We start from the raw sequence: 6,884 nt of genomic DNA, 5'->3' as shown, positions 1-6,884 counted from the left end.
CTGCTGCCTAAACTCTGCTGCGCGTCGCCTTCGGCATGCCAGCGCGGCGGCCGAAGGGTCGACAAGTTGACGGTGCCGGGCAAACAGCTTTCTCGGCTTCGCCCTGCTTGGCTGCGTTCGATTATGGATCAGGCGTCTCCGTGCCCCCTTAGCGGGTGAAGCCGGCCGCCACCAGCGTCTCGCGCACCGCTCGCCTTGCCGCCTCCAGCCCCGCCGCGTCTCCACCCGCCGTCGCCCCGCGTTCCACGCACGGGTCCGAGGCGTAGGTGAAGGGATGCCCGGTCGCGCTGTTCACGAGCGTGCCCTCCGGGGTCTCGCGGATGATCGGGCAGCCGCGTGTCGTCTGCGCCTGCGGCAGCCGTATCGGGCCTCTCGCTGGCGCGTCGAAGACCTGGTGCGCTCCTGAGATCTCCAGGATGGAGGCATCGTGCCCCGCCGCGCGCAGGCGGCCGACGAGGTCGCGGCATTCGGCAATCGGGATGTAGTCGTCCGCCGTTCCGTGGATGATGCGAACGGGGCCGCCGATGGCCAGCGCGTCCCGGAAGTCCCGGTTGCACGTCGGGTAGAAGGCGATGTGCAGGGCGTACCGCGCGCGGGACTGCGCCGCGTGTATCTCCCGAAAGCGGTCCATCCCCGGCCCAGTGCGCCGCCCCTCCGCCGCGGGAGAAGCCCATGACCGCGACCCGCGCCGGGTCGATCCGCGGGTGGGCGGCGACGAGGTCGAGGGCACGGTAGGCGTCTACGACCATCGCCAACCGGCTGAGGCGGTCCTGGTCAGCGCCTGTGCCGCTGATGCCCCGGCCCGCGAAGCTGTCCACGACGAAGGTGGCGATGCCCATGGCGTTCAGCTCGGGCACCCACGCCTGGAGGTTTGGGCTGAGGCCGCCCGAGCCGTGCAGGAGCACTACAGCGGGGAGGCGGTCGGTCACTGCGGCGGGCAGCCGAAGTTCGCCCACGATCGTGGTGTGCGGAGCATCAGCCGCCCCGGTCAGGAACTGCTGGTCGGTCGGGCTGCGGGTCCCGAAAGGGTGGATCTCCACACGCGAGGCCTAGGCCCCCGCCAGCCAGCGGAGACAGGTCAATCCGAGCACCGCCAGCAGTTGCCGCATCGCTCAGCCTCCTCCAGCGCGGAACAATCTCGGACAGGCCGGGTCCACGCCGTCAAAAAAAAAGCCACCCGGCTTTGTCCACGCGGCCTAGCACTACTTTGGCAGGTTAGGATTGGGCGGCATGCTGATCGGTCTGCGGCAATGTGGGCATCGTGGTGGTGTTCGGGTGAGGATCAGCTGGGCGACGAGTGCGGCGCGCACGGCGGGCAGGCTGGGTTGAGGCGGTGGTCCGGCTCGCCTTTTTCCCCCGCGCTGCCTCGGCCAGGCGACGGTGCTGCAGGAATGCGAGGGCGATCATCGTCATCAGCGCGTGTCGGTGCAGCCCGGTCCAGGACCGTCCCTCGAAGTGGTCGAGGCCAAGTTCCTCCTTCAGCTGCTGGTGCGCCTGCTCGCAGACCCAGCGCGCCTTGATGGCGGCAGCGAGAGCCTTGAGGCTGATATCGGCGGGCAGGTTGGACAGGTAGTATTTCCGCTCGCCTGAGGCGCGGTGCTCGCCCACCACCCAGGCTTCTTCACCCGGCATGTGCTGGGCGCCCGCGTCGTGGATCCGCTGCGGCGGCCCGTCGGCGATACGGATCCGTTGGGCTGCGAACTTCGCGCTCAGCGGGCCTTTGGTGCCATGCCGCCAGCTGACCTTGCGCCAGGTTGTGTTTCGCAGGAGCACCTCGGCGGGGACTGACAGAGCATCTGGGATGGCGTGCTGGCGAGGCCGGCCGCGGCCCGCGCTGGGAAAGATCAGCTCAACATCGGCCGGGTAGAGCTTCTGGTGACGTGGAATGCCGACTGCCCAGGCCAGCCCGCGCTCGCTTAAGCCTTGTCGGAACGGTGCGCTCAGGCCGTAGCCAGCATCCGCCAGCACCGCCCGGAACCGAACGCCCGCGGCGAGCGCCCGGTCGATCTCGGCCAGCGCCATCTGCGGCTTGGTACAGGGCCCACGCCAGGCGTCCGGTACGCCGGCCTTGTCGAGGCGCCCTAGATCCCCTGTCCAGCCCTCCGGCAGGAACAGGCGCAACGCGACCGGCACTGGCACCTCGCCGCCGGCCAGCGTCAGTGAGACCAGCGTCTGGCAGTTGGCATTCTTGCCCAGGGTGGTGGCGTACTGCGGCGTTACCCCGACCGAGTGTTTACCCTTCTTGGGCAAGGCCGTGTCGTCGCCCACCAGCCAAGCATTCTCGCCACCTACCAGGCGATCGGCCTCCGCCATCAGGGCAGCCTCGAGCGGTGCGGCATCCCACACACCGGTCGAGACGAAGTGGTGCAGGCCATCGTGGCTCGCCAGTCCCAGCCGCTCGGCCATAGGCTGCGTGCTCTTGCGATCGCCAGGCCCGATCAGCCCCGCCACGTAGAGTGGGCACATCGCCCGCCGTGCCGGATGCCCGAGCGCATCCAAGAACGGCGCCAGCCATTGACCGAGCTCCGTCTGCCAACCCAGGCCCGACATAATGACCACCTCCGATCACATCAGATCAGAGCCCCAAACCTCGCCCAGGTTCCACTCACCTGCCAAAGTAGTGCTAGCATCTCTGACTTGCGATAATCCCCGCTTACTTGAACGGCCTTAGCCCATCGTGGACGTGGACCGTCGCCAGGACCTGCCCCGCTTCGTCGGCAACCTCAATCTGTTGCGCGTCCGGTATCCTGCTGCTGTGGCTGCTGAGAAGGCGCTCGGCCACGAGCAGACGCATACTGGCGAGGGCCTCATCTTGCGCAGCGGCGAGACCAGGTAGCTCAGACCCCTCCTGATCAAGGATCAGGTCCTGGCCTTGGCGGATATGCAGGAAGAACCGCGGCATAGCGGCATCTTACGTCCTGCCTTCACCACCCTGCCGTCCTGTTGCGCACGGCCGAAGGGATGGGCTGACCTGCGATAAACCGCCCTCCTCACAAGTGAACCGGGCCTGCCACAATCAGGCTGCGGGCAAGGAAAAGGCCGCCTAACGGGAATGAGGCGGCCTTAGGTTGGGGACAAGAGATTAGCCTGCCAACGCCTTTCCAGCCGGGCGGGTTTGTGAGCGTTCCGCACCAGCAGCGGCGCTGCTCAAGTTGGATTCGCGCAAGTGTGGCAGGAGGGGGCCATCCAGCCCCGGCAGACAACAGGCAGCCCCACCGCGTGGCCTACCCCTTGCGGCTCCCGTAACAAGATTAGCTGGCCGCCTGCGGCTATTCCTGCCACCAAGCCGCGAGGCGCCCCTTCTTGAGCGGCCTGCCGGCGCTGGTCGAGCTGCCTTGGCTCGCGGCGAAATGCCCAAAGGGCTGCCCAGAAGATCCAGGCGGCATTGGTGGGGTTAGCAGTATCGGCGCGGAGTTTTTGGGCGGGGGAGGCAGACGGAAGGGACCAGCTGCCGCTAGGGATGGCTCCTAGCCCGCCCCGCGAAATGATCATGCTTGATCCGCATCAATCGAAAATAGCAACGGGTGCGCGAGCAGCCATCACAGGAGACGGCGCTCTATTGGTCCGACCCACAAATCCCCAGCCACGCTGCTGCGGCCTTCAGCAGCACCACATCGCCCTCTTGCCATTGGTGCCGGGTCAGCAGCTTGTTCGCCTCGGCCGCTGGCATCCCCAGCGCGGCGCCGATCTCGGCGGGTGTGGTGATGCCGGACCCATCCAGCTTCTGGCCGATCGTCATCCGCGGCGGGAGCCGCTCGCCAAGCTTCCCCGGCGAGCGGCTCTGCCCTGGACGTTCGGCCCGGCGCCCGACCGAGCGAGGGATACGCCCTCGCCACGCGGACAGGATCCACTCCTGCGGTGCCGTAAGAATGCGCCTTACGAGGCACCACATTGAGCAGTGACCGCGATGGCGCGACCAGTCGCGAATGCGGAAAGAGTTAGCCTTCCGTTTTATGTGCGCAGAGATGCCCAGCACCAGCGTCATCCTCGACGATGGTGTGGAGAGAGGAGGCCACCTGCCCTCGGCAGACTGGATGCTACGCTGTTATCTCGGTCAGCAGCCGCGGCCTGGCTCCGGCACCTGCACCCCCAGCCGATCCGCCGCAGCCTCGAGCTGTTCGACATCGCCCTCGCGCCATTGCTTCCGGTTCAGCAGACCAGTCGCCTCGGCCGCCGGCATCCCAAGGGCGGCGCCAATCTCGGCGGGCGTAGTGATGCCCCGGTCATCCAACTCGCGGTCAATCGCCAGCTTCAACCGGATCATGACCAGCCGGTCGGCATCTCGCCGCCGGCGCTCCTCGGGCGAGAGCCTCGGCTTCGCGGTCGGCATCTGGGCGTCAGGGGGCAGGCTCATATCGTGGATGTCGGTCACCGCCGCTGTCGATGCCAGACGGGACATGATGGAGCTGCCGGACATGCAAAGGGGCGCCAAAGGCGCCCCATGCAATCTCACCAACCTGACTCGTGGTGTGGTTAACCGCCGTGGCGGGTAAACTGGCCAGCAAGGGTCGGGCTGGCAGCCTGCGCCGGGACATACACCAGGGTCTGCTCACGGCCACCGCCGACCAGCTGGGCCACACTGCTGCTCTGCTGCTGCCTCGTGGTCTGGCCCGAATAGGCGATGCTGCGGTTGGTGCTCTCGCCAGTGATGCGGGCATAACCGCCACCGACCACATTCTGGCTCGGCGTCACGTACTCAACGCGGGGGCCACCATCGGCCCCGCCACCCACCAGGCGGGGGCCGTTATCTTGCGCCTGCGCGGCACCCACAGCGCCGAGGGCGATCAGCGAGGCAAATACAGTAGTACGGAACATGGCTTGGTTCTCCGTCTCGGAGGCTAGCAGTTCAGGGCGTGACGCCCGGCCGGCCTTGCTTGAGGCGGAAGATGATCCCCGCATCGGCTCAGCACCAATATGAAGCCTGGATGCCATGCATCCACCAGATGGATGAACGGCGTGACGGCTAAACGGTTACCTGGAAGCCTCGAGACAGGAGGAAGCCATGCCGCGCCGTTCCGCCATGCCCGTGCAGGATCTCACGCTGGAGACAGCCATAGACCACTACTGCGCCGCCTTTGGCCGCGATGCGCTGCCTTGCATCGCAGGCCTCGACAGCGCCATGGCCGGTGCTGCCGCGGTCATGCTGGCCGATGCAGTCACGGCTCGGCACCCTCTGCGATACTGCGCCATCGCTGATGCGCTCGGGGGGCCGCAGCCGCCAGAATGCGCGTCGCTGTAGGCTTGTGGGACCCTCAGCCAATCAGCTTACCTTGGAGAAGGCCTTTACCCGATCCTTCTCTGCCGGCGCACCGCTCGGCGGCCAAGCCGTCACTCGGATCGACGCTCCGCGTTGTCCGCAGTGTCCGCACCGCATCCGCGCTGTCGCCTCCCAGAGCGCCAGATGCCCATACCGGCGGGCCATAGCTTGCGCTGGCACCCACCGGCGGTGGTCGCAGTTGCGGCACCAGATTTCGAGCACGCAGCAGCCGCGCGCCAAGTGGCCGATCGTCGTCACCGCGAGCGCCGGGTCACTGCCCGCGCCCATGCTCGGCGGCTGGTTCATGCACCCGCCCCCCTCAGCACGACCCTATGCTCCGTCCGCAGCATCACCGCGGCTCGGACGCCGCCTCCGCAGGTTCTGCACCGCATACGGCTCAGGCATTCATGCAGCGGACGAGTGGGGTGAGCCTGGGCGAGTTCAGCTACCTCATGGAACCGGCGCCTTGGACACCGAGGGGAGCCGCAATCGATAGCCAGGATCCAGCCCGACCAGTCGGCCAGCGGCGCGGCCATCATCAGCCGATGCCGCTTCCACTCCGACATGTTGTGGCCCATCAGCGCTTTGAGGCTGCTGCTTGGGTCGGCAGGGTTGCGGCGGCAGCATCGACCAGCATGGCGGTCGGCAGCGCCGGGTGATGAGCTCGAGCGACCAAGTAAGTCGCCTCGACGGCTGCTGCCGCGCCTAGGTTGAGGGCAAGGGCCTGCGCCGTCGCGTCCTCCATCGCCTGCAGGGTTCTAGCCGTCAGCCAGCCGGGGGACAGGCCTAGCGAGAGAGGGTCGACGGGGTCCGACATAGCGCCGAGGATGCCCTGCTCAATGTGAACAGGACAAGAACAAAACCGCGGCAAGATTTAACGGTTTGGTCGACCATAGACGAACGGAGAGGGCCAAAGCCGGCGGCCATTCTGGCGGCGGTGGATCGGATGAACGACACCCTCATACCGCCTCTGCGAGAGCGCCCCCAACTCGTCGAGACGGCGGCAGAGGGCCGGCCCGGCGGCCCGTCCTACACCTACCGCGGCGCCACGATCGACCGTCAGAAGGGCGGCTATGTGTGCCGGCTGTGGATGAAGGGGCACCCGCCCGACGGGCAGAGCTTCGGCGTGGCCGGGACCATCACGCCGCTAGTCGACATCTGGGTCGATGAGGAACGGTTGCCCCGCTGCATGCGGGCGGTGCCGAAGACGGAGCGGTGAGCCCCGTTGGGCGCCTAGTTCGCATTGCCGACCGGCTAGCTGTGGTCAAAACCGGCAGCACTGGTGCGGATGAGACCCTTCACCAGGCGATTGGTCGATCCGGCCCGGCACCGCCTTACACGACTGACGAGGCAGCGGCGCGGACGCTACTGCCGCCGGGCTTCGAGTGGATCACCGCCACCCATTCGGCTGGCCGGGTCTATGCGCCATGCCGCCGCTCTGGCCGCGACGCTGACACGCTGCCGTTCCCCCATCATGGGCAATGGGGGCGTACCCTGCCACTGTCCATGTGCGGCGCGGCGATGCGGGCTTGGGCGTTGTTGGCAAAGGGCTAGAGTTCGGTTGCCCAAGACACGGCAGCGGTTCGCCAGGAGCTGGAGGCGCTCAAAGCCGAACGGGACATAATTG

General features: G+C 67.2%; 9 protein-coding genes and 1 pseudogene. 2 read left to right on the top strand and 8 right to left on the bottom strand.

All coding sequences use genetic code 11. The annotated features are described in order from the left end of the window. Positions 1 to 148: 148 nt before the first annotated feature. The 7 genes and pseudogenes from JMJ56_RS34575 to JMJ56_RS32285 all read right to left on the bottom strand — a co-directional run bounded on the left by JMJ56_RS34575 (position 149) and on the right by JMJ56_RS32285 (position 4,815). Positions 149 to 631: a dienelactone hydrolase family protein gene (locus tag JMJ56_RS34575; RefSeq protein ID WP_236039031.1), complete on the bottom strand. Its 483-nt coding sequence runs from the start codon at positions 629 to 631 to the stop codon at positions 149 to 151. A 25-nt stretch (positions 632 to 656) separates the two neighbouring features. Next, positions 657 to 839 (bottom strand): annotated as a pseudogene (locus tag JMJ56_RS35940) (dienelactone hydrolase family protein); the annotation flags it as partial. A 376-nt stretch (positions 840 to 1,215) separates the two neighbouring features. Then, complete coding sequence (locus tag JMJ56_RS32305; protein WP_202835983.1) at positions 1,216 to 2,550, bottom strand: IS701 family transposase; 1,335 nt, start codon at positions 2,548 to 2,550, stop codon at positions 1,216 to 1,218. Positions 2,551 to 2,653: 103 nt separating this feature from the next. Continuing rightward, positions 2,654 to 2,902: a DUF6894 family protein gene (locus JMJ56_RS32300; RefSeq protein ID WP_202835982.1), complete on the bottom strand. Its 249-nt coding sequence runs from the start codon at positions 2,900 to 2,902 to the stop codon at positions 2,654 to 2,656. A gap of 654 nt (positions 2,903 to 3,556) precedes the next feature. Then, positions 3,557 to 3,739, bottom strand: a complete 183-nt coding sequence (locus JMJ56_RS32295) for a hypothetical protein (protein WP_202835981.1) — start codon at positions 3,737 to 3,739, stop codon at positions 3,557 to 3,559. A 315-nt stretch (positions 3,740 to 4,054) separates the two neighbouring features. Continuing rightward, complete coding sequence (locus JMJ56_RS32290) at positions 4,055 to 4,399, bottom strand: hypothetical protein (protein ID WP_202835980.1); 345 nt, start codon at positions 4,397 to 4,399, stop codon at positions 4,055 to 4,057. A 74-nt stretch (positions 4,400 to 4,473) separates the two neighbouring features. After that, positions 4,474 to 4,815: a hypothetical protein gene (locus JMJ56_RS32285; RefSeq protein WP_202835979.1), complete on the bottom strand. Its 342-nt coding sequence runs from the start codon at positions 4,813 to 4,815 to the stop codon at positions 4,474 to 4,476. 187 nt (positions 4,816 to 5,002) lie between these two features. Here JMJ56_RS32285 and JMJ56_RS32280 point away from each other — a divergent pair, with 187 nt between their 5' ends. Further along, entirely contained in the window at positions 5,003 to 5,239 is a 237-nt protein-coding gene (locus JMJ56_RS32280; protein ID WP_202835978.1) for a hypothetical protein, read from the top strand. Positions 5,240 to 5,834: 595 nt separating this feature from the next. Here the strand turns inward: JMJ56_RS32280 and JMJ56_RS32275 are convergent. Then, on the bottom strand, positions 5,835 to 6,074 hold the full coding sequence (locus JMJ56_RS32275; RefSeq protein WP_202835977.1) for a hypothetical protein: 240 nt from the start codon (positions 6,072 to 6,074) through the stop codon (positions 5,835 to 5,837). A gap of 129 nt (positions 6,075 to 6,203) precedes the next feature. Here JMJ56_RS32275 and JMJ56_RS32270 point away from each other — a divergent pair, with 129 nt between their 5' ends. Further along, on the top strand, positions 6,204 to 6,476 hold the full coding sequence (locus tag JMJ56_RS32270) for a hypothetical protein (protein WP_202835976.1): 273 nt from the start codon (positions 6,204 to 6,206) through the stop codon (positions 6,474 to 6,476). The last annotated feature ends 408 nt before the right edge of the window (positions 6,477 to 6,884 follow it).

The organism is Belnapia arida, from assembly GCF_016773205.1.
Classification (GTDB): domain Bacteria; phylum Pseudomonadota; class Alphaproteobacteria; order Acetobacterales; family Acetobacteraceae; genus Belnapia; species Belnapia arida.
This window is presented reverse-complemented; position numbering and strand designations above follow the sequence as displayed.